This is a genomic window from Brucella sp. IR073, from assembly GCF_049065735.1.
Classification (GTDB): domain Bacteria; phylum Pseudomonadota; class Alphaproteobacteria; order Rhizobiales; family Rhizobiaceae; genus Paramesorhizobium.
Genome location: NZ_JBAKHD010000001.1, coordinates 16614 through 40935, shown reverse-complemented (window position 1 = coordinate 40935; position 24322 = coordinate 16614). Strand labels below are relative to the sequence as shown.

Here is a 24322-nt window from a genome sequence, read left to right as displayed (position 1 = left end):
CTGAAGCAGATCATTGGCCGATCTGATACCAGAATGTAGAAGGACCGGTTTTGGGCTTTACCTCTTGCCGCTCCAACTGCCCGGCTTCGCACATCGACGCCAGCAGCTCGCGCAAATCGCGAGGGCGGATAGAATTTTGGAGGGAGCGCACCAGATCGCGTTGGCTGGCGCGGCCATTGCGGGCCTTTATTGCTCGCATGATCCGCTGTGCGTTCGCCTGGTTCTCGTTGTCGGCCATATAGTCGGCAGCGCCGGACGCCATGAAGCGCGCGGATTGGTGGGCAACCTCGATACCGAACTCCATATCCGCGCGGCGGACCTGCTCGTCATCAAGCCGGCCAATCGCAACGATGGTGGCGATACGGAGTGCCATTTCCACGGTGCGCGCATAAAAAGCCCCGGCATCGACCTCGCGCTCCATGAGCCGCTCGATCTCGCGGGAAAAAGAAGTGTAAGCAGCCTGTGCGCCGTCCGCACACCATGGAAGCGGGCGAACCTGATTGGATGCGGAAGGATCGGCGGCGGGATCATTGCGAACCGCGGATGCCAGCTCGCCGGAGCGGAAATAGATGCGGCGCAGCCCGTCAATGATTTCGGTGGGCACGGTGGCGGGATCGCAAGACGGATCGCACTCGCTCACGCTTGAGCGCCCCGACATAAGCAAGAAGCGGTTCAGCGTCCCATCCTCGAGCGCCGCCCCCTCCATGGAGGAATAGAACTGCTCCGGTGTGGACGCACCGAAAATCGTGATGGAGGGCGAATAGATTGTCTCGCTCGGCTTGCTCGCCCACTCCGGCGTCAGGTACGGCGCGAACGACGATGACCACATGGTGCGCAATACCTTCGATATCGAGCTTTCGAACCCGCTGGCGCGCCGGGAATTGATGCGCTTCATAAAGCCGCCGAACTCATCCATGGGGCAGATCGACAATGGCTTGCGCGTCAGGAAATTCACAACGGCGGGCATGGAGATGAATTCGGACGGCCCGATGTGATGCCCAAGGCTTGCCGCGCTCATGATCCGGGAAATCTGCTGCAATGGGTGGTCCTTTCCCTTGCCGGTGGGCGCAAGGCCAAGGACATAGAGATGTGTGCCGGATCGTGTCGGCCCGGCGAACTGGCGGCCCGCCACGGTGCCGACGATGGCGAGGGCTGCGCCAATAGCAAGCTCCGGCTGCGGGCGGCGCGCTGTAGCCACGATCCACCGGGCTATATCGCCCACCAGCCCCGGCGGATACTCAATCCCACGCTCCTGTTTCTGTGGCAGCGCCGGAACCTCTATCACCTCGCCTGTGTCGGCGTCGGTAATCGTACCGTCCGCCTGCTCGACAAGCTGCCTCACCCCCTCCTTCTCGCTCTGCTGCCTCTCCCACGCCGCGAGGATCATAGCGGACACGCGGGCCGCCTCCTCCTGGTCAAACACCGGCTCGTCGCTCGGCGGTAACTGGCGCGGCTCCTTTGCCCCGGCGCGAATTCCGGATTGGATGGTCTTGCGGCTCTCGGCCTGATTTAATCCGCATGATGCGGCCGCATTCATCAGCAGCCCGAAAATCTCCGCTTCCGATTTCCAGCCCGCGCCGACAAGCTGCCCAAGGGCAAAGGCTGCTTCGTTCAGGGTGTTGTTTCGGCTCCCCTTCGCCGCGTTTTCGACCTTTGCAATTTCCGCATTAATCGCGCCCTCACAATAGGCATTGATGCGCGCGTCACTGTGAGCTTCGCGTGTCACCGGCGCGGGGCGCACCGTTTCCGGCACTGGATTACTGGAGTCGATGATTGCCGCCAGCCAACCGGGGAGCACCGGCGCGGCGACCAAGTTCCCAAAAAGCTCGTAGGTCCGCCCGTCCTCCATCACCGTGCCGGGGGCGATGACATAGCCGCCGGAGCCGCGCACATCGACGCCAGCCGGGAGCGCGCCACGGGCGTTGCCATAGCTTTTCCCCTCAGGTTGCCGGAAGTAGACATGGCTCCCCTCCTTCGGCGTGGCGACCAAAGGCGATGTGTCGATATCGTGCCCGTGGGAGGCGGCGAGATGGCCGAATGCTTCAACACCATCAGCCTCCCCGCCATGGCGGTCGCAATCGATCACAACGAAACCGCACTTCGCCAGATCAAGGCCGATGGCCGCACCGGGCCATTTTGCCCACCACTGCCGGATTTGCGTCGTTTCTGTCGTAGAGACCTCGCGCCACTTGATAAACGGCATCGGGCTTTTCGCCTTCTCCCCCCCGGCATGGCAGGGGAAGACCGAGAAGCCGGACGCCGCCAGCTTCAGCGCCGTTTCCAGATTTTGCATTGCGGCCACCATCATCAGAACGCCGCCTCATTCTTCAGATCCTCTTTGAGCGCGTTGCGATATCCGGCGACGAGGCGGCGGCAGAATTCATGCCACTCATCGACGGTGAGGGTTTTCAGGTCGGTCTTACCGATCTCTTCGAGGTACCCCCCGGCTCTCTGGCCGCCCTTACCAGCGGCAAGGCTCTCTATACGGTCGAATTGATCCTGCTTCATGAAATAGGTGTCCTTCGCAATAGCGATGCACTCTGGATCGTCGCATACCCACAAAACGGGAAGGTTCTGCCTCGGATTGCTGGAATAGCCGATGCCGACTTCGCGCCGGGCGCAAACGGCGCAAAGGCCCGGCTGGGATCGATCCACGAAGCTCATTCCGCTGCCTCGATCATCTTGCGAGCCGGGAATGTGCGACTGACGATATCGAAGAACTTGGTGCCGGGGCGCGGCTTGACGTTCACCGTCTCCGGTTTTGTCAGCTCTCCGGCCCGGCTTAGCGCCTCGTCAGTGGTTTTTGGGAATGGCGTCTTGCCACGATGCAGAACCCACCATTGACATGCCCGCTGCGTGGCGCCGCCTCCATGCTCGAAAGCTACCCACTCGGGGTATGCGTTCAGCCCAGCAAAATGGGTGACCCGTACGCTATCCGGGGATCCCCATTTCTCGTAGCGCTCCAGCCGCCAATCCACCACGGGCAACATCGTAGGCGGCACAGCTTCGGTTGAAAGAATGCCCACCTCTTTCTCAGCGTGAGCTTCATGCTTCGGCTTCTCGTCGCGGGGCCATTCGTGGCCGCAAAATTTGCAGGTGAAGACGTTGACCGCCACCAGCTCGTTGCATCCGGGGCACTCTTTCGCGCGCACATCGCTGACCGAAACCTTGCCCTTGGAGTTGTCGCCGCTCTTTGGCATGACGGAAACAGCATCGACCGGCCCATGTCGGCGCACATTGCCGGCGAAATCGAGAATAAGACAGTCCTCCTTCCCGTGCGCCAGCCGCGTGCCGCGCCCGACAATCTGGACGTAAAGACTGGTCGAGAGCGTGGGGCGCAGCATCGCAACCAGATCGACATGGGGCACGTCAAAGCCGGTTGTCAGAACATTGGCATTCGTCAGGGCGCGAATTTCACCGTTGCGAAAACGCCTGATGATGCTGTCGCGCTCCGCGCCCGGCGTTGCGCCGGATACGGTCTCGCACGAGAAGCCCGCGGCCCGGATTGCATCGCGCACATTGATGGCGTGTTTGACGCCAGAGCAAAACACCAGCCACGCGCGCCGCTCCTGCCCGAAACGGCAGATTTCAGCCACGGCCTCGGCGGTGATGGCGTCGGATGCTGTCTCCAGCGATGCCGGAACGAATTCGCCGCCGCGCCGCTCGACCCTTGAAACATCGATTTCGATTGCTGTCGCCGGAGATCGCAGCGCCGATAAAAATCCGTCCTCGATCCCCTGGCCGATGCCGTAGGTATAAACCACCTTGTCAAAAAGGCGCGTCTGTCCCTCGTCCAGCCGCCCGCTGTCCAGGCGGTAGGGGGTAGCCGTGAAGCCAATAACGCGGGCGTCCGGCTGGATGGCATGCAGATCGTCCAGCAACCGGCGATACATGCCTTCGCTTTTCATCGGAACGAGATGCGCCTCATCGATGACAATCAGATTGCGCCGACCGAGTGCCGCCGCCTTGCGGAAGACGGACTGAATGGAAGCGAAGGTAATGCGGTGGTGCGTGTCGCGCCGGTTCAGCCCCGCACTGTAAATCCCGGCGGGGCTGTCCGGCCATACCTTCTTCAGCGCCATGAAATTCTGTTGCACCAGCTCCTTCACGTGGGTGAGCATCAACACCCGCATATCCGGGTAACTGGAAAGCAAATCCTGTATCATCTTGGCGATGACGACGCTTTTGCCGGTGCCCGTCGCCAGATCGACAAGCGGATTGCCGCCACCGGCGCGCCAATACTCCATGGCGGCGCCGATAGCCTCGGATTGGTAATAGCGAAGCTCGATCATGCCGCCGGCCCTCCATCACGCAAATCCGAGAAGGCCGACTTCATCAATGCATCATCGGCGCGTGTTGGCATCAACACCACAAATTCGCCCCGTGCATCCTGGGTAATTTTCGTGGGGCTTTGGGCGTCTGACACATGCAAGGTCAGTGCCCCACCAGCGGGGAAGGACCGAATAATCTGCGACAAATATTTGAGGTTGAGGCCTACCGCCATTTCTTCGGCAGTATCCGCCTGGATGATTTCGCTGGCGGCCAGCTCACCGGACTGCTGCTTCAGCGAAATGCGGCCATTGCGAAAGGCAAGAATGCCGTGTCGCGTTTGATCCTGCATCACCGACAATATGCGTCCGATTGCCCGTTGCGCTGTTACGCGATCAAAGGTCGCGCATGGGTGCTCATCCTTGAATGACGGGACTACGCGCGTCCAATCCGGGAACGTGCCGTCAATGGCTTTCGCAGTGATGGTCAGGCCGTCATATTGCAAGCGCAAGCCCGGTTTAGCTGAAAATTCAAACCCTATCGGGGCGGGAAGCCCGTTTATGATCGAAACGACCTTCCGCGGCACGATCATGCGTTTTGTCGCGGCGTAATCTTTTTGCGTTGGGAATAAGCCAAGGCGATGCCCGTCCGTGGCGACGACGTTCCCGCCGTCAAGGCAAACGCCATTGAGATAGTAGCGAGTTTCCTCTTTGGAGATGAATGGGCTGGTGAAATAGAGCGCCCTTTTCAATTCATCGCCGTCAATTGGAAGGACGGTTGTTTGACCAATATCCAGCTTCGGAAAGTCTTCCGCTGGCAACGCCGGTATCCGGTAATGACCGCTGGAAAAGCTAATGACAGCCCTCCCATCCTCGGCGGATAGCTTTACCGCTTCGTCGCGGGGAAGATGGCGCACGAGGTTGAACAGAGCGCCGTGATCAAGGGCAGCGCTCCCTTGAGAAAAGGTCACCGGCAACGCGATATCGATTTCCATGTCCAGATCGGTTGCCCGAACCCGCGCGCCGTCGAAAAGAACCATCGACAACACCGGAATGGTATTGCGGCGCTCTATAATTTTGTCCGCCAGCTTCAGCACACTGACGAGAGAATGGGCGGTCGTTTCAATTTTGAACGGAATTTTTGTCATGACAAAGCCTTCTTCGGACCGTCGATCCATTCGGACCCGTCTCGGAGCTGGTAGGTGACTGTTTCGGCCTGCTCGTCCGCGTCGATCTGCTCACCAGGGACAAGAGCCGGGAGATAGAGGTGCGTGGGGCAACCGGCCTTCTGATCTGCTATCGAAAGCTCTTTCTCGTGCCGCTGGCAGTACCACTGCCCGTCATTGATCGGCGTGGAGTGCAGGCAGGTCCGGCAGTTGCGAAGAGCAAAGCCACCGCCGTGGCAGACGCCATAGGACGAGCAATCAAATGCCTTGCACATGAAATAGCCGGGATCGTCGCTGACGCGAGGCGGCGCTGATTGCGTCTCCCTGATCCGCTCCGCCTTGGCAATGAGCGCCGCGCCATGGGCCGGGTCATAATGTACCCGTTCGGCATAAAGCTCGTCGGTATCCTTGTGCTTGGCGAGGTAGAAGGCCCTCGTCAGCCCGAGAAGGTGCATATAGCCCTGCATTTGCGCAACATGCTCGGGCTTCGCTACCTGGACGCCGTAGCGCTTCAGTTGCTCGAAGCTCTTGGCATTGTGGGTCTTGCACTCCAGAAGGTGCTGGACAACCGGCGCTTCTTTGATGCCGGTGGCCTTGCCATCGGTGTGGCCCTTGAAATGGCCGTCCACGGCGACGACTTCCCATTGCTGCCCCGTCGCCGGGTCAACATCTTCCACCTGGACGCCGGCCATGCGCAGCCACGCGACCATCCGCGCCTCTTCAACGTGGCCAGTGTCGAACAGGCGCAATTTGCGCCCGTCAAATTGCTCGGGCAGGTGCACCCAGCGAAATCGATACCAAAGGTGCCGCTCGCATGGGTGCCCGATGGACGATCCGCGAATGACATAATCGAAATCGCGCTCCTGGGCCGCCTCGACTGCCGCCTCTATGGCGGCAATCGTTGGCGATACGGTTTGCGGAAGGGCAACCATCACGCCGCCTCCTCAATCGGCAGTCCAAGCATCTCGTTGATTTCATCGACGCGCAGAGCAGGAACTTGCGGCGCTTCACGCTCCAGATACTTGGAATAAAACGGCTCGCCTTCAGGCCATGCCTCGGCCAGTTTCTTGATAGTCGTTATTTCGGCTAGCATCGCGTCAAGCTGGCGGCGGGCACTCTTTCTCTCATCCCGCAATTTTTCCTTGACCTGTGCATGGCCCTGGAGGCGGTCTGCAAGGTCTCCGGGCGGTATGGCTCCGGTCAAATAGCCGTAAGAGCCTGCGGTATTGCCATTTTTGTCGGTAGCTGGCACCGGCAACTCTTCACCGGCTGCGACGTCGATCGCATGCCCGGCCGCATTGAGCTTTAAAGTCGAAATATGCCTTATCCAGCCTTTCGGCAGGGACCGTGCTATATGGATGATGTCTTTTGGAAAGAGGTATGCGTGGACTTCACGAGCAAGCTCGTGCTCGATCTGTTTTAAAGCCTTTTCCTTCGGGTCGAACGCAAAGGCGATTGCAGAACTGGCGATTGCGTCCCTGGTATATTTCGTAATCCTGCTCATCACGCCTCCCCCTGAACGCGCTTTTCGGTGCGGATGGAAAAGACGGCGACTTTCGGCTTGCGGTATTTCTCGATATCGATACCGTCGCGCTCCATGGCTTTGGTATCGATTGCGCCGGCGCGTTCGCTGACGGCCTGCCGGGCGATATATTCATCGCCGCCAAGCACATCGTCGGTGCCCATCAACTCGGAGACCTCAGCCTTCAGTTCGGCCTCGCGCTCCTCCATCACTTTGATGGTCGCGCGGATATCACCGAGTTGGTCAACGGGGTGCCTGTTTACAGGCAAAGCATGATCGTTCATTGTCTCGGTCCTTTTCGAGCAATGTTGAAATTCGTTGTTTCGGATTGGGTGCCGGGTAATCTGGGTTCCTAGGCCGTGCGATTACCCGGCTGCTTCGTTACGCGCCCGTATTCCAGGGCGCAGAGTCGCCGCCATTGTTGACCGGCGCGCGCTGTTGAGTGGCTGCGGTGTTCGGCCTTGCAGGCACTGGTTGCGTCGTCGCGCCCCCGATTGGCATGACCCTCTTCACCTCGTTCTTAGGCCCGTACTGATCGTTGTTTACGAAAACGACGCGGATTGTGCAGGGAATGTGCTCGATTTCGTTCGTATTTTTCGGCGCTAAGACGCCCGTCGCCTGCCTGATTTCCGCGAACTGCGAATTAGCGATATTGATCACCTTATCGAGGTTTTTCATATTTTCGGCGTAGAGGTTGAGCCGCTGCCAAACCAGCCGACCGTCACAGTTGCCGGTTTCGATCTGCCATGTCAGAACAAGGCACCGCCCTTTGTTTTCGCGTTTGGAAATGGGCTGAATATCGCCCTCGATAATCTTGGCGCGATACTCACCCGGCGGTACAGGGTCAAACGACGAAATTTCAGCATTCGGGTCATAGCTTCCTGCGATATCGACCATTTATGCGGCCTCCTGCTTGGTATCATCTGCGAAGGTGGGGAAGTATTGTGCCAGGGCGGCAAAACCCTGCCCCTTGTCGTAGCGGATCGTCGGCGGCATATTGTACCGGTTCTTGGCGGTATAGGCGGGCTTGCCGACCGTGTGGATAAGGACGGTGCCGCCGCCGGACGCAATTGCGCGATCCTTGTTGAAGCCAACTTCTTCGGACTTGACCGTCACCGGCTGCTTCAGCAGGAAAATCGCGTCCATGTCCCGCTCGAACAGCCCACGGATATCGGCGTTCGGCTTGTCAGAGGTGCGAAGCGCAATTTCGTAGCGATCGTAGGAAACCGTTTCCGGATCATCGAAGCGCATCACCGTAGAATGCGCGATGAGGACAATCGCCATCCCGCGATCCCGGCGCAGCGCATTGATGCCCTCGATGAACTCCGACGCGATCCGCGTGGCAAGGACGTATCCCTTACCATACCCGAAGTCCTCGATATTGTTCTTTGGATTGCCCTTTTCGTCGCCGCGCGCGCAGGTTTCAGCAAAGATCAGCCGTTCCAGCGCCGTGACGCTATCCACCACCAGTGTCTTGAAATCATGCGCTTCGGTATAGAGCGCTGCCAGCGCCTCCATCACCTGTTTGAAGGATTTCAGATCGCTGAACGCATCAAGCTCGACGCCCATCGGCGTTCCTTCCTCGATCTGAAGGAAAACCGGGTTCGGGAATTCGCTCCCCATCGTCGTCTTGCCGATGCCGGGCGGTCCATAAAGCAGAACGCGTGGCGGTTTGTCCGCTTTGCTTTTCGTAAGGCTAGACAGGCTGATAGCCATCGTCTTCTTCTCCTGTGGTTGAGGGCGCATTGAGAAACCACCCGCCGCTCGCGCCGTTCTGCGAGGGGTGAAACGTCAGGTCCAGTTGCTGGACCGGAAGAATGGAGACGTGTGAAAGGCCGTTCGCTTTCGGAAGCCATGAAATCGCGATGGCGGTGACGAAGTGGTCATCCTCGATGATTTCGGCCTTGACGATGGCATCCAGCATCGCCTTGAGCCGATTGTCGATATCGGCGCGGTCGGACATGCGCTCCACGCCAAGTAGCGCTACCACGCGCCCCGGCACCGGCTTGACGCCCTGCCGGCGGATCGCGGCGACACCCATGCGGATGAAGTCATCGTAATGGGTGGCCTTTACGCGCCCCACGCCCTTCACATTCTTGAACAGGTGGTTGGCGCTCGGCGGCGTCGGCATCGTGAAGGTTGCCGGTTCCGGCAGGTCCGCCAGAACACCGGAACCGGCATTACACCGCCCTACCGTGGCAGCGTTCGTCACCATCATGCAGCCTCCCGCGCCGCTGCCGCCTCGGCAAGCCTCTCATAGCTGACGCCCTCAAGCCGTCGTTCTGCGGCGCGGGAAACCATGCGCTTCCAATGGCAAGACGGTATATTTCCCCTTGCGATCATGTTGGTGACCGCTTGGGGGGAGACGCCGATGTCTTCGGCGAATGCGCTCCGCGTCGGCCACAGACCGATGATGGTTAAAAAATCGTTCATGTCCGATCTATACGTTTCGTGTAACTTTTTGTCAACACGTTACGTGTAGAAATTTGTGCTAGAATGCGAAGCAAGCTACACGGGATTTCCACACATGAGCACACCGAGCGAGAGACTTATTCAGGCGCGTGAGGCGGCGGGCTTTAAAAGCGCGCATGAAGCGGCGCAGCATTTCGGCTGGGGATATTCAACTTACGCATCCCACGAGAATGGCCAGCGGGGCATAAGATTGGATGCAGCGCGGAAATACGCGCGCGCCTATCGAGTCGATGTGGCATGGCTGCTGGCCGGTAACGAACCGAAAACAAATAAGGCTGTAGAGCAATCAGTGATTTCGGTTCCTGTCATCGGTAAATCCGCCGCCGGCATATGGCTGGAAGCCGACGCCCTCATATTGCATGAAATGCCAATGATCCCCGCTGTGCCCTCCGCCCACTACCCACCAGAAAAGCAAATCGCCATTTTGGTAGAGGGGCCGAGCATGAATAAGGTTCTTCAGGATGGCAGCTTTGCCATCGGGGTGCTGCTCGAAGCTGCACGATATCCGCGGCACGGCGATATCGTTGCCGTCAGGCGCACAAGGGGCGGTCTCGTTGAAACCACCATCAAGCGATATAAGGTCGAAGATGACGAAGTGTTCCTCGCCCCAGAGAGCACCGATCCCAGGTTTCAAGCCCCTATCGAATACAAGGCGCACGAAGACGACACCCAGGTTGAAATTTTCGCGCTCGTAATCGGCTCCTACACACCCCTCGCATAATTACACATTATGTGTTGACGACTACACGAAACGTATATATCGTGTCTCCAGATTTCGAACCAGGGAGACACGAATATGTGCGACACCTTGCCGTGCAATACCGAACGGGCAACACCTAATCATCCGCTTAGCCATTTTCTCGAGACGGAACCGGCGGCGCTGGCATTAGACCTTGAACGGCTCAAGGTCTTCTCGTTGGCCGAGTTGCATTCACTCTTCAATGCCGTTCTTTTGGTCAGCAACACGCTCCAGGGCATAATCAATCAGCCGAGGTTTAGGAGCGGTATACTTTACAATCGGGCAGGTGATGCCGCTGATGAGCTGCTTGAGTTTCTCAATAAAATTCGAGGGCTGATTTGTAACGCCGCCATCCTGGCCGCGCCCAAGACCGAAGCGGAGCGGCGCCACCAAGCCATTATCATCGTGAAGGAAGAGGCTGATTGCGAAAGCGAGGTGCAGGCTCTCGCGGCGGTCGCGCAATATTTTTGCGGTGGCGAGATGCAAGGGAGTGCAGCATGAACTCCTTTCTCGATATCGAGCCTCCGATGCGCGATGCGGAATGCATGGCGTCGATCCTCACGAACCTCTTGCACGCGCACTTCGCAAGCGATCCCTCTAAGGAGTCGGGGCATCCGGACCTGTATCGCTTGAGCGACCAGGAGGTGAGCAACCTTCTTTATGCTTCCGGCCACCTCTGTGAGCTGATCGGCCAAACAAAGGAGGCTTTTTACAAGGCGAATGGCGAACAAGTGAAAGGCGGTGTGAAATGATCCCCGTTCAAGACATCATCATCCCGCCCAAAACTCGCGCGCCAATAGACCAAATGGACCAGGGCATGGATTTGCTGCGCACCGTACTGGCAGCCCTTCAAGACCAGTCTTTTCTCGACCGCACGATTTTGCAGGCCCTCACCGGGGTCGTGTTCACTGCAATCGAAACGCTTGAGCCAGTCCGGGCAGCGCTCAACAACGCTGGCACCCCAGAGGCGCAGAAAGGCGGTGCAGCATGAACGCCGCTACATGGACGCAGCGCGCCTTTAGGGAGATGCTCGAAACCGAAGCATTCTTCGCTCGTGACATGCTGCGATTGATCGTGGATTACGTTCTGGAGATTTCGCCACTGCCGCTGGACGCCTCCCAACAGATGGATTTGCAGGTGGTGAATACGCTGGCGATTGTCGCCCGCGACCGCGCCGATGGCGTCTGCCAGCAGATTGAGGGCTTCCATTCCGATGCCTCGGCCCAGGAGTCCGCTCCGGTAGCGAGAGCACCCGGCCTTCTTCGAGCCTTCGCAGAATATCAAGCGGCCTGCCAAGCCTTTAACAGCAGGCCCGAGTTCAAAAGCTCGAAGGATGAGGCCGCCGCGGTGGAAGCCACCTATGGGCCGCCCATGCGCGTTCTAAGCGAGTGGGACCAACCGCTGGAGAGCCTTGAGGAAGTGAGGGAAGCCATTCGCTTCGCCTTCACGGAGCAAGCCATCTGCGACGACATGGTGAAGCAGCCCTTGCAGGCAGCGCTCACCTATCTCGAAAAGGTAACCGGCTGGAAAGATCCCGTGGGAGGTGAGGCATGAAGAAGCGCGCTCCTCACGAACTCGACCCGAACCGCTTTGCTGTCCGGTTCTGGCTGTTCATCTACCTGTCCAACACCGCCTTCGTTCTGCTGGCCGTTGCTATCGTCGCATTTCGTTTCTGGAGGGGGTTTTGATGAACCAAGGTGCTACAATAGAAGAAGTTCATGTCGTGTTTGACGGGCTTCCTTCGCCAGAAATGCCCCGCTTTGTTGAGGTTGAGGATAAGGACGGAAGATCCATTAATTTCGGAGAATGGCGCCAGCGTCCGGACGGCTTTGCCGAGTTGGTCTTTTTCGTTCCGGCCGACGCCATCCGCGCGCTGAAATCAACGCCGGTTGCCGATAACCCCGCGCCCGCCGACAAGGGCGGCTTGGTGACGGTGGCGCGCCAGTATCTCGCATGTGGCCCTGCGGGTGCAACTTCGTGGCGAACGGTAAATGACAATCAGTATTCAGAATGGCTCGCCCACGAGAAGAAGGGCTGGGTGCTTATCCACTACCGAGACCTCACGCTCACCGCCGACGCCGAGCGCGAGATAGCGGCGCGGGATGCGGAGATTGCAGCGCTCAAACAGATCAACGCCAACCTGATGGGCGACGACGAAGACAAGCCTCGATACACGATCAAGCGCTTAAAGCAGGAGATCGAGCGAGCAACGGCAGCGATACGGGCCGAACGTGATGAAGCAAATAAGATTGCCAATAATTTAGCGCGCGATTGTAGGCTATTGTCAGTCGAGCGGAACACCCTGAAAGACGAAATCGCGAAGCTGCGGGACAAGGTCGAAAACGTTGTCATAGCGTTTGGGATGGGGTGGGACCTCGACGGCGTTATTGACGCTCTCCGCGCCGACGCAAACGCCAAGGGAGGGGAACAGGGATGATGTCTGCTTACGAACGGCGCGCCCTGGTGTGCAGTGAGTTGCGTCGGGCCGAGTTTGCCACTGCGGACGATTTAGCCCGGCGGCTGAATATCAGCGTTCGCACTGTTTACCGTCATATCGCCAGCCTCCGTTCCGTCGGACATCGCATCGCCGGTGAGGCAGGCGTTGGATATCAGTACCGCGGCGATCCGGTGTGCCATATGGAGGGCCGCCATGACCGATGACCGCCCTCGCCTTCGCAGGAAAGACGTGCCGGAATATCTGCGCAGCAAGCACGGTATTGATGTCTCCCTAACCACTCTCAATACCATGGCGACACGCGGCGGCGGCCCGGCGATGCAATACAATGGACGCATCCCACTCTATCACAAAGACGACCTTGATGCCTGGGCGAAAGCTCGCCTGTCCAAGCCCGTCCATTCGACATCGGAGCTTTAGGCGCCGGCCTAATTGGCCGGTATGCCATCTAGCGTATCCGCTATTTTTTTGGACACCTGATCGGCGGCGGACACCAGCGCCTTGTCAGCCACGTGGGCATAACGCGCCGTCACGCCCGGCACCGAATGTCCGAGAAGGCCCGCAATGGTCAATTCGGAATAACCCATGTCCGCCGCGACAGATGCAAAGGTGTGGCGCATCACGTGAACGCTTACATCTTCGATCTTGGCCTTCTTGCATAACCTCTCCAGGACGCGGGGCAACCCGACGAAATGCCCGTCGCCCCTCTCTGACGGGAAAACCCATCCATTCTTGCTTTCGATGCCAGCGATAGCCGCGAAAGCCGATTGCCCAATTGGCCGGATTTGAGCACCGGTTTTAGTGTCGCCAAAGCGGATCGAGCCTTTGTCTAGGTCCAGCCATTTGACAGGAAGCGCCAGCACTTCCATTCTCCTGCACCCCGACAGCATCAAAAAACGGAGCGCCGCCAGCGCCACGGCAGACTCATCATCCGCTTCCCGCATAGCCTTTCCCAGGCGAGCAATTTCTTCATAAGAGAGGAAGCGGTCTTTTTTCCCCGCCTTCGGCTTTTTTATTCCGCGAACGACATTCTCGCTCACCACTAGTCCGACGCGAGCAAATTCAAGCACCGTACCGAATATAGTAATTGCCCGCGCCGCCGCCGCCTTCCCGCCGGTTGTGACGCCGCCCCGCCCCTCTCGCTTCTTCGCAGTCTTGCCTGCCATGATATCGGCTTGCAGCTTCACAATGTCGGCTCGCGTCAGGCTGACAACAGTTCGATTGCCGATCAGCGGCTTGATGTGGGTTCGGAGCTGACCTTCATTGACGGAATAAGTGTTTGGCTTCAGGCGAGGCTTCGCGTCTTCAAGGTAGAGGTCGCACAATTCGGATACCGTGATAGACTGCCTCAGGCGCGCCCGTTCGGCAGAGGGGTCATTCCCCTTGAAGACTTCGGCCAACCTCTCCCTGGCAAGCTGGCGCGCCTCGTCCGGCGTGAGTGCGCCGACGCGGCCGAGAACCATCTTACGCTGGCGGCCTTCTGCATTTCGGTACTTGATGATATATGATCCGATGCCAGAGGGCATCATGCGGACGCCGAAGCCCTTAAGCTCGGTATCCCATAGATACTGTTCCCCGGCCTCTGACGGCTCAAGGGCGTCTATTATGCGTTTTGTTAGCTTAGGCACTTTGACCCCATCACTGACTTCCGCGGAACCATGGCGGAACCAACTGAAAGCAAAATGGGGCTAGCTCTGTCAATGAGCCTCAAACACCATCAAACACTAACCTATTGTTTTTGCTAATTTCTTCAAACTCAAAAAAACAGTGACAAACATGAGCAAACAGGGTATTTGAATTTTCGTAATGATGGGGTCGCGTGTTCGAGTCACGCAAGCGGCACCATTTTCCCAATGTCTGAAGTTTATTACGCTTTACGGGACGCTGGCTCTGCATCATGCTGAGCATATGGCTTCGCCGGAAATCGTCTATACATGCTTCTTTGATATTAGATACTTTTAGAAAAACTCAATAATCATACAGTAATTCCAACTTAACCTTAAATTTATACTTAATATATTCAATAAGCCGCACTAATTCTGCGCGTCCAGCACTGATTTCTGGGCGCTTCCGGAGATCAGTCCCATGATGGCTTTGGTGTGGGTATTGCTTTCGCTTGCGTTTCTGTTCGGCTGGTTTGGGCGGCGGGAGATTGCGCTTGCCTTTATCGCTCTGTGCTTCGCGGTGGCGGTGAAGCTGTTTCTCTGGGAAATCCATAGCCCCACCTACGGATACCGGATGCCCTGGATACAGACGCAGCATATTGAGACGCCGCCAGCGCCGCAGCAGCGTGCTGAAACCGCTGAGATCGGAGGGCAGGCATGAGCGCGCGCAGCACCAGCACCAGAAGGCGCACGAGCAAGGCTGCGGCGAGCCGCGATCCCATTCGCGCTGAGCCGTATTTACCCGCCGTCGCCGAGCCGCGGCTTGCCGCGCTGCACTCCTTCTACCTGCTGGCCATGCTGGCGGTTATCGCGGCCATTCTGACAGCGGCGATGGTGATGCAATATGGCTATGACGAACTGCCCTGTCCGCTCTGTCTGCTGCAGCGGGTCGCGCTGCTCGGCGTGGCGTTCGGCATCATTCAGCAGTTCCGCAGCGGCTTTTCGCTTCGCAACACCGGCCTCAGCCTGCTCTTCACGATTTTCCTGCTGGTCGTCTCGGTGCGGCAGACCTTGCTCGATATCTATCCGCGCCCCGGCCATTCCTATATCGGCAGCGCCATTTTCGGCCTGCACATGCCGGTCTGGTCGATTCTCATCGCGCTGGCGCTGCTCATCGCCTATGCAGCGAAGCTTATCCTTTTCGCCGAGGGCAGCCATATGCGCAACGGTCCTCCTGCCGGGCAGCCGGCGATCCGCGCGCTGGCGACGGTGCTTGGCCTCTATATGGTCGCCATCGTGCTCGTCAATTTCGGCTCGGTGGTGCTGCAATGCGGCCTCGACCAGTGCCACACCTTCGGCTACAGGCTTCTGCCATAGCCGAAAACGCGCTTATGGGTTTTCGGCTTCCGCGATGGCCTCTTCCAGCGGCTTGTCCTTCCAGAAGCGGACGTGGTTCTCCATGGTGCTGAAGCTGCGCCCCAGCATGCGGTCGGTGTACATGATGCCATTGAGATGGTCGATCTCGTGCTGGAGGATGCGCGCATACCAGCCCTCCGCCTTTATATGGACGGGCTCACCATTGTGGTCGAGGCAATCCACCTCGACGCGCGTGGCGCGCGGGACGAGCGCCGTGAAATTGGGGAGACTGAGGCAGCCTTCGAAGAAAACCGCCTCCGGGCCGGGCAGAAGCCTTATCCTGGGATTGATCACGACGTGGAACGGCACCGGGCGACGACCCCGGCGGGCAAGCTCTTCCTCCGGAAGCGCCTTCTGATATTCGGCGCGGTCCTCAATGACGGCAATTTGCAGGGACTGGCCTATCTGGGGCGCGGCCAACCCGACGCCCGGAGCGCTGCGCACGGTGTTACGCATCAGTTCCATCAATTGCTGTATCGAGGGCGACCTGATTTCATCGACTGTCAGCTCGCGGCCTACCTGCCGCAGGACAGGATCGCCGACTGTGAAGATCTTGAGGCTTAAGGGCATGCTATTCTCCCTGAAAAACAATTCGGCATTTCAATCCCTTACGGTCATCATACACCTTTCCGCCGGTGCGTAAAATTTTCCTCTTTTATTGGGATCGATAAGACGGCCCGACTCGTACAATATAGCAATGCGGCTGGACCTGAGTTCCAGTCTGGAGGCCCAGCGCGAAACGCCCCCCAACCCCGCGCCGGGCCTCCTCTCTTTTCCGCTTCATTCCCAAAAAACGCTGTCGGTCACGCCCTGGCAAGATGGCAACTTATTGGAGTAGCGCGAGAGCCGCCGCTCATCCATGATTGACCGGAGCTGATGCCGCAGAATTCCCCCGCCAAAGCCGCCATTATCAATGCCGGGCCTTCGCGCGGGGACGGCATCGCATAGCCAGCGGAAGCTGCCGTAATTTAAGGAGATGTGAATGCCTGAAACAGAACGCCGCCTGGACACCGCCGAGCCAACCTTTCCGCCTTATGCCGGCGATGGCGCGGCGGAACTCTCCGGCGGGAACAAAAAACATGTGGTCGGCTTCCGCTTCGTCTACGGGCTGGCGCCGCAGGAGCCGATGATCGAGCTTCAGCTCAAAGACAATCATTCGGGCATCGAGACGCTCCATATCCGGCTGCCGGACGCGATGTATCTGCTCGGCGCACTCCAGCATGTCCAGCAGGAAACGGAAGCCGCAATTCCGCTGGAACCGCCTGCCTTGGCCCGATAGATATTGCGACGCGAGACGGACCGAGCTGCATGTGGCGAAAAGCCGCACTGTGCGCTTGTCTTTCCAACTGATCGCGCTAAAATAAGTTCCATTCAGACAATGAAAGAAGCATGTCCTTCCGTAAGGAGGGAAGCATCATCGTTTGAGGGAGGTAACAATGAGTGAGGTTATTTTCGGCGCGGGCAGAACACCGCGCCCCGCGCCATCCCATCTACTACAGCAGATCCATATGGACATGCCCAAGCCATCGACTGATCCAACGCGCATTTCCGATATATTGCGGCTGGCGAAAGGCGGTTATTCGCGCTTCCGCCGCAAGCCGCCATCACCAAGAAATATTCAGGGCAAGGGAAGCAAAGGAGCTTAAAGCGCGTTGCGTTTAAATGCGCTTATGTAACGCGCTATAAGTTTGGTTTACGCCTGTCTTATCCAAAACCGGTTCTCGCTTTTGGAAAACATGCTCTAACCTTGCTTTCGCCTGCGGGCAGGCGCGGCGCTCATCATGCCGGTCTGTTCGCGGGCTTGGCCTTGCGTGATCAGCCGGGCGCTGCGGTTGCCCGTCAGGTAAATCCAGAGCCAGCTCAGCGCCACGGCGATGCGATTGCGCGTGCCGATGAGGAAGAAGACGTGGGCGATGCCCCATATCCACCAGGCAAGCCAGCCACGAAGCTTGATCCAGCCGAAGTCGATGACGGCGGCGCGCTTGCCGATGGTGGCGAGGCTGCCGGAATGCTTATAGTGAAACGACGCGGGCTCCGGCTTTCCGGCGAGGCGCGCCCGGATGACCGCCGCGACATACCCACCCTGCTGCTTGGCAGCGGGCGCGATGCCGGGAACCGGGCTGCCGTCCGGCGCGGTTACGGAAGCGGTGTCGCCGATGACGAAGATATCCGGATGGCCAGGCACGGTCAGGTCCGGCTCGACCTTGACCCGGCCCGCGCGATCGGCCTCCGCGGCAAGCCATTTCGCGGCAGGTGACGCCTTGACGCCGGCGGCCCAGAGAATGGTGCCCGTCGCGATCCTGTCATCGCCGAAGACCACATAGCCGTCTGCGCATTCGGTCACGGGCGCGCCGGTGCGCACCTCCACGCCCAAGCGCTCCAGCGCCTTGCGGGCATAATCCGACAAATCCTCCGAGAAGGCGGCGAGGATGCGCGGGCCGGCCTCGATCAGCACTACCCGCGTCATGTGCGGGTCGATGTTGCGAAACTCATCCTTGAGCGTGACATGAGCAAGCTCGGCGATGGCGCCGGCCATTTCCACGCCGGTCGGGCCGCCGCCGATGATGACGAAAGTCAGAAAGGCCTGCCGCCGCTCCGGGTCGGTTTCGCGCTCGGCGCGCTCGAAGGCGACGAGCATGCGGCGGCGAACGGTTGTCGCGTCCTCCAGCGTCTTCAGGCCGGGAGCGAATTTCTCCCACTCGTCATGGCCGAAATAGGCATGGGTCGCGCCGGTGGCGATGATGAGCGTGTCATAGGGCACATGGTAGCCATCGGCCAGCAGCACCTCGCGCTTGGCGGTGTCGACGCCGCTGACGGTGCCGAGGATCGTTTCGACCTCCGGGCGGTTGCGGAAGAGATGGCGGATCGGCCAGGCGATCTCCGACGTCGCCAGCGTCGCCGTCGCCACCTGATAGAGCAGCGGCTGAAACAGATGGTGGTTGCGCTGGTCGATGATGGTGATGCGAACCGGAGCGCCCTTCAAGGAGCGAATGGCCTCCAGCCCTCCAAAGCCAGCGCCGACAATCACGACATGATGCTCGCCCAAGGAAATTATCCTGTCCGTTGCGTCTAGAGTTTAATCTAGATCAATAAAGCAGCGGATCAATGAATATTGTTATGCAGTGGGGGAATAGGTGGAGCGTTTTATTGCGGGGGTGGAAGTTGTTTGGGGTGGTTGTCCATATCTTGGCGGGCCATCACCCCCTCTGCCCTGCCGGGCATCTCCCCCTCAAGGGGGGAGATTAGCTGCCATCGGCGACGGCTCATTTCTTCACCGTCTGCGATTGGCGAAGCCGGACCTCACATCCAATCTCCCCCCTTGAGGGGGAGATGTCAGGCAGGACTGAGGGGGTGGCTGAAGCGCACCGCCCTATCCGGCAGCGCATCTCACTCCGCCGCCACCGGCCCCGCTTCCTTCCGCACTCCCTCATCCTCCCGCTTCTTCGGGTCCTTCCAGGCAATCAACCGGTAGAACATGGGGATGAAGAAGGTGGCAAGGAAGGTGGCCGCCAGCATGCCGCCGATGACGCCGGTGCCGATGGAGTGGCGGCTGGCGGAGCCGGCGCCGGTGCTGATGGCGAGCGGGACCACGCCCAGGATGAAGGCGAGCGAGGTCATGACGATGGGGCGGAAGCGCAGGCGCGCCGCCTCGATGGCCGCATCCATAGCCGATTTCCCCTCCTCCCGCTGAAGGACGGCGAACTCGACAATCAGGATCGCATTCTTCGCCGCAAGGCCGATCAGCGTCACAAGGCCGATCTGGAAATAGACGTCATTGGTCAGCCCCCGCAGCAGCACCGCCACCAGCGCGCCGAACATGGCGAAGGGAACCGCCGTGATGACGGCGAGCGGCAGGCTCCAGCGCTCATATTGCGCCGCGAGGATGAGGAACACCATGATCAAGCCGAAGATCATCGCCTGCGAGCCGGTGCCGCTGGTGGAAAGCTCCTGATAGGCCGTGCCGGTCCAGGCGATCTGGTAGCCGGCGGGGAGCGCTTCCTTGGCGACTTCCTGCATGGCGCGGATGGCGTCTCCCGAGGTGTAGCCCGGCGCGGGATTGCCGGTGACCTTGGCCGCGTTGAAGGCGTTGAAGCGCTCCAGCTGGTCGGGGCCGACGACGCGCTTCACCGTCACGAGCGTGGAGAGCGGGATCATGCTGCCGGAATCGGCGCGCACGAACACATGCTTCAGATCGTCGGGCGTACGGCGGAAATCCGCCTCCGACTGGAGATTGACCTGATAATTGCGCCCATAGAGCGTGAAGTCGTTGACGTAGAGGCTGCCGAAGGTGGCCTGCATCGCCTCGAACACCGAGCTGATCGGCACGCCCATGGCCTTGGCCTTGTCGCGGTCGAGATCGAGGCGATATTGCGGGATGTTGGGATCGAAGCTGGTGCGCACGCCCGCCAGTTCCGGCCGCTTGGACGCCGCCTCGACCAGCTTGTTGGTCGCCTCGGTCAGCGCCGCCACGCCGCGCCCTGTGCGGTCTTGCACATAAAGCTCGAAGCCGCCTGTGGTGGAGAGGCCGAGGATCGGCGGCGGGTTGAAGGCGAGCACCATGCCGTCCTTGATGCCGGCGTTCATGCCCATCAGCTGGCCCGGTAGATTGCGCGCGTCGGTTTCGGGCGTCGTGCGCTCGTGCCAATCCTTCAGCGTCACGAACATGGTGCCGGCATTGGTCTTGAGGCCACCCGAGAGGAGATCGAAGCCGGACACAGCGAAGACGTTCTCGACCGCCGGGTTCTTGCGCATATTCTCGCTCGCAGTATCCACCACCGCCTCGGTGCGGGCGAGCGATGCGGCGGGCGGCAGCAGCGCCACGCTGAAGAGAACGCCCTGGTCCTCATCGGGCAGCAGCGAGCCGGGAATTGTGTAGAACATATAGGCCGTGGCGCCGCCGAGGATGGCGAAGAGCGCGAGGCCGATGCCGACCCGCTTCACGAAAAAGCGCACGCCGGATGTATAGCCGTTGGTCAGCCGCTCGAAGAAGCGGTTGAAGACACGGAACGGCAGCATCGGCTCGTGATGGCCGGGCTTCAGCAGAAGCGCGCAGAGCGACGGGGTCAGCGACAGGGCGACGATGCCCGATATGATCACCGACATGGCGATGGTGACGGCGAACTGCTTGTACATTTCGCCGACGAGCCCGCCCATGAAAGAGACCGGTACGAACACCGCGCACAGCACCAGCACGATGGCGATGACCGGCCCGGTCACCTCGCCCATGGCCTTGATGGCGGCTTCCTTGGGCGGGAGCTTCTCGGTCGACATGATGCGCTCGACATTTTCGAGCACCACGATGGCGTCGTCGACGACGATACCGATGGCGAGCACCAGGCCGAACAGGGTCAGGAGGTTGATCGAGAAGCCGAGCAGCCACATGCCCGCGAAGGTGCCGATGATCGAGATCGGCACGGCGATGATCGGGATCAGCGTCGCGCGCCAGTTCTGGAGGAAGATGAAGACCACCGCCACGACAAGGATGATCGCCTCGATGAAGGTATGGATCACCTCATCGACGGAGACCTGGATGAACTTGGTGGTGTCGTATGGAACCGAATAGTCGATCCCATGCGGGAAGTTCGCCTTCAGCTCGTCCATCCGCGCCTTGACGAGCTTCATCGTGTTGAGCGCGTTGGCGCCCGGCTGGAGATAGAGCGCGATCGGCACGGCGGGGGTGCCGTTGAGATTGCTGTTGACGAGATAGCTCTTGGTGCCAAGCTCCACCCGCGCCACATCCTTCAGCCGCAAGGTGGCGGCGTTCTTGTCGGATCGCAGGATGATGTTCTCGAACGCCTCGGCGTCCGGCAACCGGCCCTGCGTCGTTGCCGAATAGGTGAAGGCACCGGATTTCGGGTCGGGCTGGTCGCTGAACCGTCCGGCGGCGAATTGCGCGTTCTGCTCGCGGATGGCGGCAGCGACGTCGCTCGGCGTCAGATTATATTGCGCGAGCTTGTCGGGGCGCAGCCAGATGCGCATGGAATAGTCGATATCGCCCAGAAGCTGGACATCGCCGATGCCGGGAATGCGCTTGAGATCATCGATGACGTTGAGGAGCGCGTAATTGCCGACATAGGTACGGTCATAGGAACTGCCCTTGTCCGCATACATGGCGACGAGGCCGAGAATGGAGGTCGAGCGCTTGTTGACGGTGACGCCGAGGCGCGTCACCTCCGTCGGCAGCGAGGAAAGGGCGCGCTGCACGCGGTTGTTGACGTTGATCGTCGCCTGGTCGGGGTCGGTGCCGAGCGCGAAGGTGATGGTCAGCTGCATCCGGCCGTCGCTGGAATTGGTCGATTGCATGTAGAGCATGTTCTCGACGCCGTTGACCTGCTGCTCCAGCGGCGCGGCGACGGTCTGCGAGACGGTTTCGGCGCTCGCGCCCGGATAGGTCGCGGTGACGACCACCTGCGGCGGGGTCAGCTCCGGATATTGCGCAATCGGCAATATCCGCATGGTGATGAGGCCCGCCATGACGATGACGATGGAAATGACCGCCGCGAAGACCGGGCGGTCGATAAAGAAGCGATTCATTACTGCGTCACCGATGCCTGATTTACGTTCTTGCCGTCAGCCGCGGCGGTATCGACCGTGACGGGCGCGCCGGGGCGCACTTTCATGACGCCCTCGGTCACGACGCGGTCGCCCGGGTTCAACCCGGACGAGACGAGCCAGCCGCCCTCGACCGTGCGGTTCACCGTGACCGGCCGCATCTGCGCCTTGCCATCGGACCCCACCACATAGACGAACTGCCCCTGCGAGCCCTGCATCAGCGCCGCTTCCGGCACGACGATGGCGTTGTCGATGGTCACGCCCATGATGGTGGCGCGAACGAACTGGCCGGGGATAAGGCGATGATCGGGATTATCGACCACGGCGCGGGCGCCGAGCGTGCCGGTTTCCTTGTCGAGGCTCGACGAGGTGAAATCGATGACGCCTTCATGGTCGTAGACCTGCCCGTCGCCGAAGGTGATCTTCACCTTGAGCTTGTTCGGGTCGCCGCCCTTCGCCTCCTGCACGTCGAGCAGGCGGCGGATTTCGGCGGCTTCCGCGTCCGAGAAGGAAAAATTGATATAGACCGGGTCGAGCTGGGTGATCGAGGTCAGCAGGCTCGAAGAAGCGTCCGTGCCGATGAGGCTGCCTTCCGGCACCTGCTCGCGGCTGGTAATGCCGCTGATCGGTGCGGTCACCTTGGTGTAGCTCAAATTCAGCTCGGCGGTGCGCACCTGCGCCTTAGCGGCGGCAACGGCTGCGGCGTTGGCGTCGCGTGTGGCGATGGCGCTGTCGCGGGTCGCCGTGCTCTGCACCTTCTGCTGCACGAGTTGCTCGGCGCGCTCGGCATCGCGGATCGACTGGGTATATTGCGCCTCGGCCTGCGCCAGCTGCGCCTTGGCGCGCGCCAGCTCCGCTTCATAGGGCGCGGGGTCGATCTCGAACAGAACCTGGCCCGCCTTGACCTCAGTCCCTTCGGTGAAATTGCGGTGTAAAAGAATGCCCCCTACCCGCGCGCGCACCTGCACCTCGCGGAAGGCCGAAACTCTTGCTGCATATTCATAGGTCAGCGGCACCTCGCGCGGCTTCACATCCACCACGCTCACCTGCGGCGGAGGCGGCGTCTGAGCCAGCGCGGCGCTTCCCGCCAGAACGAGAAAAACAATGCCGGCGGCCGGTCCCGCCAGGGAAAATTTGCTCGATGTCATTGTGAAGCGAGGCCCCTTCTCGGATGTTTGCCCGAAATAAATACATACATGAATGTTTGTAAATAGGCTAAAAGTTGATATTATGTCGTGGTGGCTCCAATGACCGTTCACGATTGAGTTATTGGGGCCGGGAGGGTAATCACCCCGAAAGAATGGGGGGAAAGACAATGCGACGGACAAAAGCGGAAGCCGAAGGAACGCGCGAGGCCATCCTCGACGCGGCGGAAAAAGTGTTCCTGAAAAACGGGGTCAACCAGTCCACGCTGGCACAGATCGCCCAATGCGCGGGGGTAACGCGCGGGGCGATCTATTTCCATTTCAGGGACAAGACCGATATCTACAAATCCATCGTCGATCGCATCCGCTTTCCGGAGGAAGATCTGATCGAGCGGGCGGCGCGGGCCGACATGGAAGGCGATCCGCTGGACGTGCTGTTTCATGCGCTGGTGGCCTGCCTTCATCTGTTTGCCGAGGATGAGCGCCAGCAGCGCGTCTTCACGATCATACACCAGCGCTGCGAATATGTCGGGGAGCTTAGCGAGGCGCTCGGGCGGCTGCGTGAGCTCAACACCGGGATACACCAGCTTTTCGTGCGGCTGATGCAGGCCTGCGAGCGACGCGGAATGCTGTCGTCCGACTGGGCGCCTGATGATGCCGCCCGCGCGCTGATGGCCGCCATGTCCGGCATTCTCGGCGAATGGGTGCGGACAGAAAAGGCCTTCGATCTCGTGACCGTCGGCACCCGGTCCATCCGGGCGCTGATGGCCGCTTTCAGAAAAAGCGGTGTTTCTCGCGGGCAGGAAGAAAGCCGGGGGCCGAAAGTCCGCGTGGTTTAGAGCGTCCACCTGTAATGGAGATAGCTGACTCATTCTTTATCTTTGTGCCCATGCGACCGTAGAGGAATGGATCCCAGTGACAAGCACTGGAATGACGAGGTGGAGATGTTTTTTCCCACTATCTGATATGCTTCTGCCATGCGG

At 59.8% G+C, this 24322-nt stretch carries 30 protein-coding genes; 14 read left to right on the top strand and 16 right to left on the bottom strand.

What is annotated here, in order from left to right; translation table 11 throughout:
- Window positions 1-10 precede the first annotated feature (10 nt).
- The 11 genes from ACOWVG_RS00220 to ACOWVG_RS00170 form a co-directional block, all read right to left on the bottom strand.
- Window positions 11-2308: a bifunctional DNA primase/polymerase gene (locus ACOWVG_RS00220; RefSeq protein WP_420959344.1), complete on the bottom strand. Its 2298-nt coding sequence runs from the start codon at window positions 2306-2308 to the stop codon at window positions 11-13.
- Window positions 2308-2664: a DUF6511 domain-containing protein gene (locus ACOWVG_RS00215; RefSeq protein ID WP_420959343.1), complete on the bottom strand. Its 357-nt coding sequence runs from the start codon at window positions 2662-2664 to the stop codon at window positions 2308-2310. The genes ACOWVG_RS00220 and ACOWVG_RS00215 overlap by 1 nt, the downstream gene beginning before the upstream one ends.
- On the bottom strand, window positions 2661-4292 hold the full coding sequence (locus tag ACOWVG_RS00210) for a DEAD/DEAH box helicase family protein (protein WP_420959341.1): 1632 nt from the start codon (window positions 4290-4292) through the stop codon (window positions 2661-2663). The genes ACOWVG_RS00215 and ACOWVG_RS00210 overlap by 4 nt, the downstream gene beginning before the upstream one ends.
- Window positions 4289-5416: a DNA polymerase III subunit beta gene (gene dnaN / locus ACOWVG_RS00205; protein ID WP_420959339.1), complete on the bottom strand. Its 1128-nt coding sequence runs from the start codon at window positions 5414-5416 to the stop codon at window positions 4289-4291. The genes ACOWVG_RS00210 and dnaN overlap by 4 nt, the downstream gene beginning before the upstream one ends.
- Complete coding sequence (locus ACOWVG_RS00200) at window positions 5413-6366, bottom strand: oxidoreductase (RefSeq protein WP_420959337.1); 954 nt, start codon at window positions 6364-6366, stop codon at window positions 5413-5415. The genes dnaN and ACOWVG_RS00200 overlap by 4 nt, the downstream gene beginning before the upstream one ends.
- The gene (locus tag ACOWVG_RS00195) at window positions 6366-6938 is read right to left on the bottom strand and encodes an Nmad5 family putative nucleotide modification protein (RefSeq protein ID WP_420959336.1); all 573 of its coding nucleotides are present in this window, start codon (window positions 6936-6938) and stop codon (window positions 6366-6368) included. Before ACOWVG_RS00195 ends, ACOWVG_RS00200 begins: the two co-directional genes overlap by 1 nt.
- The gene (locus ACOWVG_RS00190) at window positions 6938-7240 is read right to left on the bottom strand and encodes a hypothetical protein (protein WP_420959335.1); all 303 of its coding nucleotides are present in this window, start codon (window positions 7238-7240) and stop codon (window positions 6938-6940) included. Before ACOWVG_RS00190 ends, ACOWVG_RS00195 begins: the two co-directional genes overlap by 1 nt.
- Before the next feature lie 97 nt (window positions 7241-7337).
- Window positions 7338-7853: a DUF669 domain-containing protein gene (locus ACOWVG_RS00185; protein WP_420959333.1), complete on the bottom strand. Its 516-nt coding sequence runs from the start codon at window positions 7851-7853 to the stop codon at window positions 7338-7340.
- A complete protein-coding gene (locus ACOWVG_RS00180; RefSeq protein ID WP_420959332.1) occupies window positions 7854-8672 on the bottom strand; it encodes an ATP-binding protein in 819 nt (272 codons plus the stop codon). It abuts the gene before it with no gap.
- A complete protein-coding gene (locus tag ACOWVG_RS00175) occupies window positions 8653-9174 on the bottom strand; it encodes a RusA family crossover junction endodeoxyribonuclease (RefSeq protein WP_420959331.1) in 522 nt (173 codons plus the stop codon). Before ACOWVG_RS00175 ends, ACOWVG_RS00180 begins: the two co-directional genes overlap by 20 nt.
- The gene (locus tag ACOWVG_RS00170) at window positions 9171-9389 is read right to left on the bottom strand and encodes a hypothetical protein (RefSeq protein ID WP_420959329.1); all 219 of its coding nucleotides are present in this window, start codon (window positions 9387-9389) and stop codon (window positions 9171-9173) included. The genes ACOWVG_RS00175 and ACOWVG_RS00170 overlap by 4 nt, the downstream gene beginning before the upstream one ends.
- Window positions 9390-9483: 94 nt before the next feature.
- Here ACOWVG_RS00170 and ACOWVG_RS00165 point away from each other — a divergent pair, with 94 nt between their 5' ends.
- The 9 genes from ACOWVG_RS00165 (at window position 9484) to ACOWVG_RS00125 (ending at window position 13042) form a co-directional block, all read left to right on the top strand.
- Window positions 9484-10149, top strand: a complete 666-nt coding sequence (locus tag ACOWVG_RS00165) for a helix-turn-helix domain-containing protein (protein ID WP_420959328.1) — start codon at window positions 9484-9486, stop codon at window positions 10147-10149.
- A 75-nt stretch (window positions 10150-10224) separates the two neighbouring features.
- A complete protein-coding gene (locus ACOWVG_RS00160) occupies window positions 10225-10668 on the top strand; it encodes a hypothetical protein (protein WP_420959326.1) in 444 nt (147 codons plus the stop codon).
- A complete protein-coding gene (locus ACOWVG_RS00155; RefSeq protein WP_420959324.1) occupies window positions 10665-10919 on the top strand; it encodes a hypothetical protein in 255 nt (84 codons plus the stop codon). Before ACOWVG_RS00160 ends, ACOWVG_RS00155 begins: the two co-directional genes overlap by 4 nt.
- Window positions 10916-11158: a hypothetical protein gene (locus tag ACOWVG_RS00150; protein WP_420959323.1), complete on the top strand. Its 243-nt coding sequence runs from the start codon at window positions 10916-10918 to the stop codon at window positions 11156-11158. The genes ACOWVG_RS00155 and ACOWVG_RS00150 overlap by 4 nt, the downstream gene beginning before the upstream one ends.
- The gene (locus ACOWVG_RS00145; protein ID WP_420959322.1) at window positions 11155-11721 is read left to right on the top strand and encodes a hypothetical protein; all 567 of its coding nucleotides are present in this window, start codon (window positions 11155-11157) and stop codon (window positions 11719-11721) included. Before ACOWVG_RS00150 ends, ACOWVG_RS00145 begins: the two co-directional genes overlap by 4 nt.
- Window positions 11718-11855: a hypothetical protein gene (locus ACOWVG_RS00140; protein WP_420959320.1), complete on the top strand. Its 138-nt coding sequence runs from the start codon at window positions 11718-11720 to the stop codon at window positions 11853-11855. The genes ACOWVG_RS00145 and ACOWVG_RS00140 overlap by 4 nt, the downstream gene beginning before the upstream one ends.
- Window positions 11855-12604, top strand: a complete 750-nt coding sequence (locus tag ACOWVG_RS00135) for a hypothetical protein (RefSeq protein ID WP_420959319.1) — start codon at window positions 11855-11857, stop codon at window positions 12602-12604. Before ACOWVG_RS00140 ends, ACOWVG_RS00135 begins: the two co-directional genes overlap by 1 nt.
- Entirely contained in the window at window positions 12601-12828 is a 228-nt protein-coding gene (locus ACOWVG_RS00130; protein WP_420959317.1) for a helix-turn-helix domain-containing protein, read from the top strand. Before ACOWVG_RS00135 ends, ACOWVG_RS00130 begins: the two co-directional genes overlap by 4 nt.
- Window positions 12818-13042 (top strand): hypothetical protein, encoded by a 225-nt coding sequence (locus ACOWVG_RS00125; protein ID WP_420959315.1) that lies wholly within the window; start codon window positions 12818-12820, stop codon window positions 13040-13042. The genes ACOWVG_RS00130 and ACOWVG_RS00125 overlap by 11 nt, the downstream gene beginning before the upstream one ends.
- A gap of 8 nt (window positions 13043-13050) precedes the next feature.
- On the opposite strand, the gene ACOWVG_RS00120 is transcribed toward ACOWVG_RS00125, so the two are convergent.
- Window positions 13051-14250, bottom strand: coding sequence for a tyrosine-type recombinase/integrase (locus ACOWVG_RS00120; RefSeq protein ID WP_420959314.1), 1200 nt, complete (start codon window positions 14248-14250; stop codon window positions 13051-13053).
- Between the two features lie 457 nt (window positions 14251-14707).
- On the opposite strand from ACOWVG_RS00120, the gene ACOWVG_RS00115 reads away from it, so the two are divergent.
- Entirely contained in the window at window positions 14708-14947 is a 240-nt protein-coding gene (locus ACOWVG_RS00115; protein WP_420959313.1) for a hypothetical protein, read from the top strand.
- Window positions 14944-15603 (top strand): disulfide bond formation protein B, encoded by a 660-nt coding sequence (locus ACOWVG_RS00110; protein ID WP_420959311.1) that lies wholly within the window; start codon window positions 14944-14946, stop codon window positions 15601-15603. The genes ACOWVG_RS00115 and ACOWVG_RS00110 overlap by 4 nt, the downstream gene beginning before the upstream one ends.
- Before the next feature lie 12 nt (window positions 15604-15615).
- Here the strand turns inward: ACOWVG_RS00110 and def are convergent, their stop codons facing one another.
- Window positions 15616-16212, bottom strand: coding sequence for a peptide deformylase (gene def, locus ACOWVG_RS00105; RefSeq protein ID WP_420959310.1), 597 nt, complete (start codon window positions 16210-16212; stop codon window positions 15616-15618).
- Between the two features lie 412 nt (window positions 16213-16624).
- On the opposite strand from def, the gene ACOWVG_RS00100 reads away from it, so the two are divergent.
- A complete protein-coding gene (locus ACOWVG_RS00100; RefSeq protein WP_420959309.1) occupies window positions 16625-16921 on the top strand; it encodes a hypothetical protein in 297 nt (98 codons plus the stop codon).
- 157 nt (window positions 16922-17078) lie between these two features.
- On the top strand, window positions 17079-17288 hold the full coding sequence (locus ACOWVG_RS00095; RefSeq protein ID WP_420959307.1) for a hypothetical protein: 210 nt from the start codon (window positions 17079-17081) through the stop codon (window positions 17286-17288).
- 95 nt (window positions 17289-17383) lie between these two features.
- Here the strand turns inward: ACOWVG_RS00095 and ACOWVG_RS00090 are convergent, their stop codons facing one another.
- The 3 genes from ACOWVG_RS00090 to ACOWVG_RS00080 form a co-directional block, all read right to left on the bottom strand.
- Window positions 17384-18694 carry an NAD(P)/FAD-dependent oxidoreductase gene (locus ACOWVG_RS00090; RefSeq protein WP_420960130.1) on the bottom strand — a complete coding sequence of 437 codons (1311 nt, stop codon included), beginning with the start codon at window positions 18692-18694 and terminating at the stop codon, window positions 17384-17386.
- A 335-nt stretch (window positions 18695-19029) separates the two neighbouring features.
- Window positions 19030-22176 carry an efflux RND transporter permease subunit gene (locus ACOWVG_RS00085; RefSeq protein WP_420959306.1) on the bottom strand — a complete coding sequence of 1049 codons (3147 nt, stop codon included), beginning with the start codon at window positions 22174-22176 and terminating at the stop codon, window positions 19030-19032.
- Window positions 22176-23342 (bottom strand): efflux RND transporter periplasmic adaptor subunit, encoded by a 1167-nt coding sequence (locus tag ACOWVG_RS00080; protein WP_420959305.1) that lies wholly within the window; start codon window positions 23340-23342, stop codon window positions 22176-22178. The genes ACOWVG_RS00085 and ACOWVG_RS00080 overlap by 1 nt, the downstream gene beginning before the upstream one ends.
- A gap of 167 nt (window positions 23343-23509) precedes the next feature.
- On the opposite strand from ACOWVG_RS00080, the gene ACOWVG_RS00075 reads away from it, so the two are divergent.
- Window positions 23510-24178: a TetR family transcriptional regulator gene (locus tag ACOWVG_RS00075; protein WP_420959304.1), complete on the top strand. Its 669-nt coding sequence runs from the start codon at window positions 23510-23512 to the stop codon at window positions 24176-24178.
- Window positions 24179-24322 lie beyond the last annotated feature (144 nt).

What these genes read in the sequence shown, in the direction of transcription:
- ACOWVG_RS00220 (WP_420959344.1), bottom strand. Translation starts at nt 2,308, where the DNA reads ATGATGGTGGCCGCAATGCAAAATCTGGAAACGGCGCTGAAGCTGGCG.
- ACOWVG_RS00215 (WP_420959343.1), bottom strand. Translation starts at nt 2,664, where the DNA reads ATGAGCTTCGTGGATCGATCCCAGCCGGGCCTTTGCGCCGTTTGCGCC.
- ACOWVG_RS00210 (WP_420959341.1), bottom strand. Translation starts at nt 4,292, where the DNA reads ATGATCGAGCTTCGCTATTACCAATCCGAGGCTATCGGCGCCGCCATG.
- dnaN (WP_420959339.1), bottom strand. Translation starts at nt 5,416, where the DNA reads ATGACAAAAATTCCGTTCAAAATTGAAACGACCGCCCATTCTCTCGTC.
- ACOWVG_RS00200 (WP_420959337.1), bottom strand. Translation starts at nt 6,366, where the DNA reads ATGGTTGCCCTTCCGCAAACCGTATCGCCAACGATTGCCGCCATAGAG.
- ACOWVG_RS00195 (WP_420959336.1), bottom strand. Translation starts at nt 6,938, where the DNA reads ATGAGCAGGATTACGAAATATACCAGGGACGCAATCGCCAGTTCTGCA.
- ACOWVG_RS00190 (WP_420959335.1), bottom strand. Translation starts at nt 7,240, where the DNA reads ATGAACGATCATGCTTTGCCTGTAAACAGGCACCCCGTTGACCAACTC.
- ACOWVG_RS00185 (WP_420959333.1), bottom strand. Translation starts at nt 7,853, where the DNA reads ATGGTCGATATCGCAGGAAGCTATGACCCGAATGCTGAAATTTCGTCG.
- ACOWVG_RS00180 (WP_420959332.1), bottom strand. Translation starts at nt 8,672, where the DNA reads ATGGCTATCAGCCTGTCTAGCCTTACGAAAAGCAAAGCGGACAAACCG.
- ACOWVG_RS00175 (WP_420959331.1), bottom strand. Translation starts at nt 9,174, where the DNA reads ATGATGGTGACGAACGCTGCCACGGTAGGGCGGTGTAATGCCGGTTCC.
- ACOWVG_RS00170 (WP_420959329.1), bottom strand. Translation starts at nt 9,389, where the DNA reads ATGAACGATTTTTTAACCATCATCGGTCTGTGGCCGACGCGGAGCGCA.
- ACOWVG_RS00165 (WP_420959328.1), top strand. Translation starts at nt 9,484, where the DNA reads ATGAGCACACCGAGCGAGAGACTTATTCAGGCGCGTGAGGCGGCGGGC.
- ACOWVG_RS00160 (WP_420959326.1), top strand. Translation starts at nt 10,225, where the DNA reads ATGTGCGACACCTTGCCGTGCAATACCGAACGGGCAACACCTAATCAT.
- ACOWVG_RS00155 (WP_420959324.1), top strand. Translation starts at nt 10,665, where the DNA reads ATGAACTCCTTTCTCGATATCGAGCCTCCGATGCGCGATGCGGAATGC.
- ACOWVG_RS00150 (WP_420959323.1), top strand. Translation starts at nt 10,916, where the DNA reads ATGATCCCCGTTCAAGACATCATCATCCCGCCCAAAACTCGCGCGCCA.
- ACOWVG_RS00145 (WP_420959322.1), top strand. Translation starts at nt 11,155, where the DNA reads ATGAACGCCGCTACATGGACGCAGCGCGCCTTTAGGGAGATGCTCGAA.
- ACOWVG_RS00140 (WP_420959320.1), top strand. Translation starts at nt 11,718, where the DNA reads ATGAAGAAGCGCGCTCCTCACGAACTCGACCCGAACCGCTTTGCTGTC.
- ACOWVG_RS00135 (WP_420959319.1), top strand. Translation starts at nt 11,855, where the DNA reads ATGAACCAAGGTGCTACAATAGAAGAAGTTCATGTCGTGTTTGACGGG.
- ACOWVG_RS00130 (WP_420959317.1), top strand. Translation starts at nt 12,601, where the DNA reads ATGATGTCTGCTTACGAACGGCGCGCCCTGGTGTGCAGTGAGTTGCGT.
- ACOWVG_RS00125 (WP_420959315.1), top strand. Translation starts at nt 12,818, where the DNA reads ATGACCGATGACCGCCCTCGCCTTCGCAGGAAAGACGTGCCGGAATAT.
- ACOWVG_RS00115 (WP_420959313.1), top strand. Translation starts at nt 14,708, where the DNA reads ATGATGGCTTTGGTGTGGGTATTGCTTTCGCTTGCGTTTCTGTTCGGC.
- ACOWVG_RS00110 (WP_420959311.1), top strand. Translation starts at nt 14,944, where the DNA reads ATGAGCGCGCGCAGCACCAGCACCAGAAGGCGCACGAGCAAGGCTGCG.
- def (WP_420959310.1), bottom strand. Translation starts at nt 16,212, where the DNA reads ATGCCCTTAAGCCTCAAGATCTTCACAGTCGGCGATCCTGTCCTGCGG.
- ACOWVG_RS00100 (WP_420959309.1), top strand. Translation starts at nt 16,625, where the DNA reads ATGCCTGAAACAGAACGCCGCCTGGACACCGCCGAGCCAACCTTTCCG.
- ACOWVG_RS00095 (WP_420959307.1), top strand. Translation starts at nt 17,079, where the DNA reads ATGAGTGAGGTTATTTTCGGCGCGGGCAGAACACCGCGCCCCGCGCCA.
- ACOWVG_RS00085 (WP_420959306.1), bottom strand. Translation starts at nt 22,176, where the DNA reads ATGAATCGCTTCTTTATCGACCGCCCGGTCTTCGCGGCGGTCATTTCC.
- ACOWVG_RS00080 (WP_420959305.1), bottom strand. Translation starts at nt 23,342, where the DNA reads ATGACATCGAGCAAATTTTCCCTGGCGGGACCGGCCGCCGGCATTGTT.
- ACOWVG_RS00075 (WP_420959304.1), top strand. Translation starts at nt 23,510, where the DNA reads ATGCGACGGACAAAAGCGGAAGCCGAAGGAACGCGCGAGGCCATCCTC.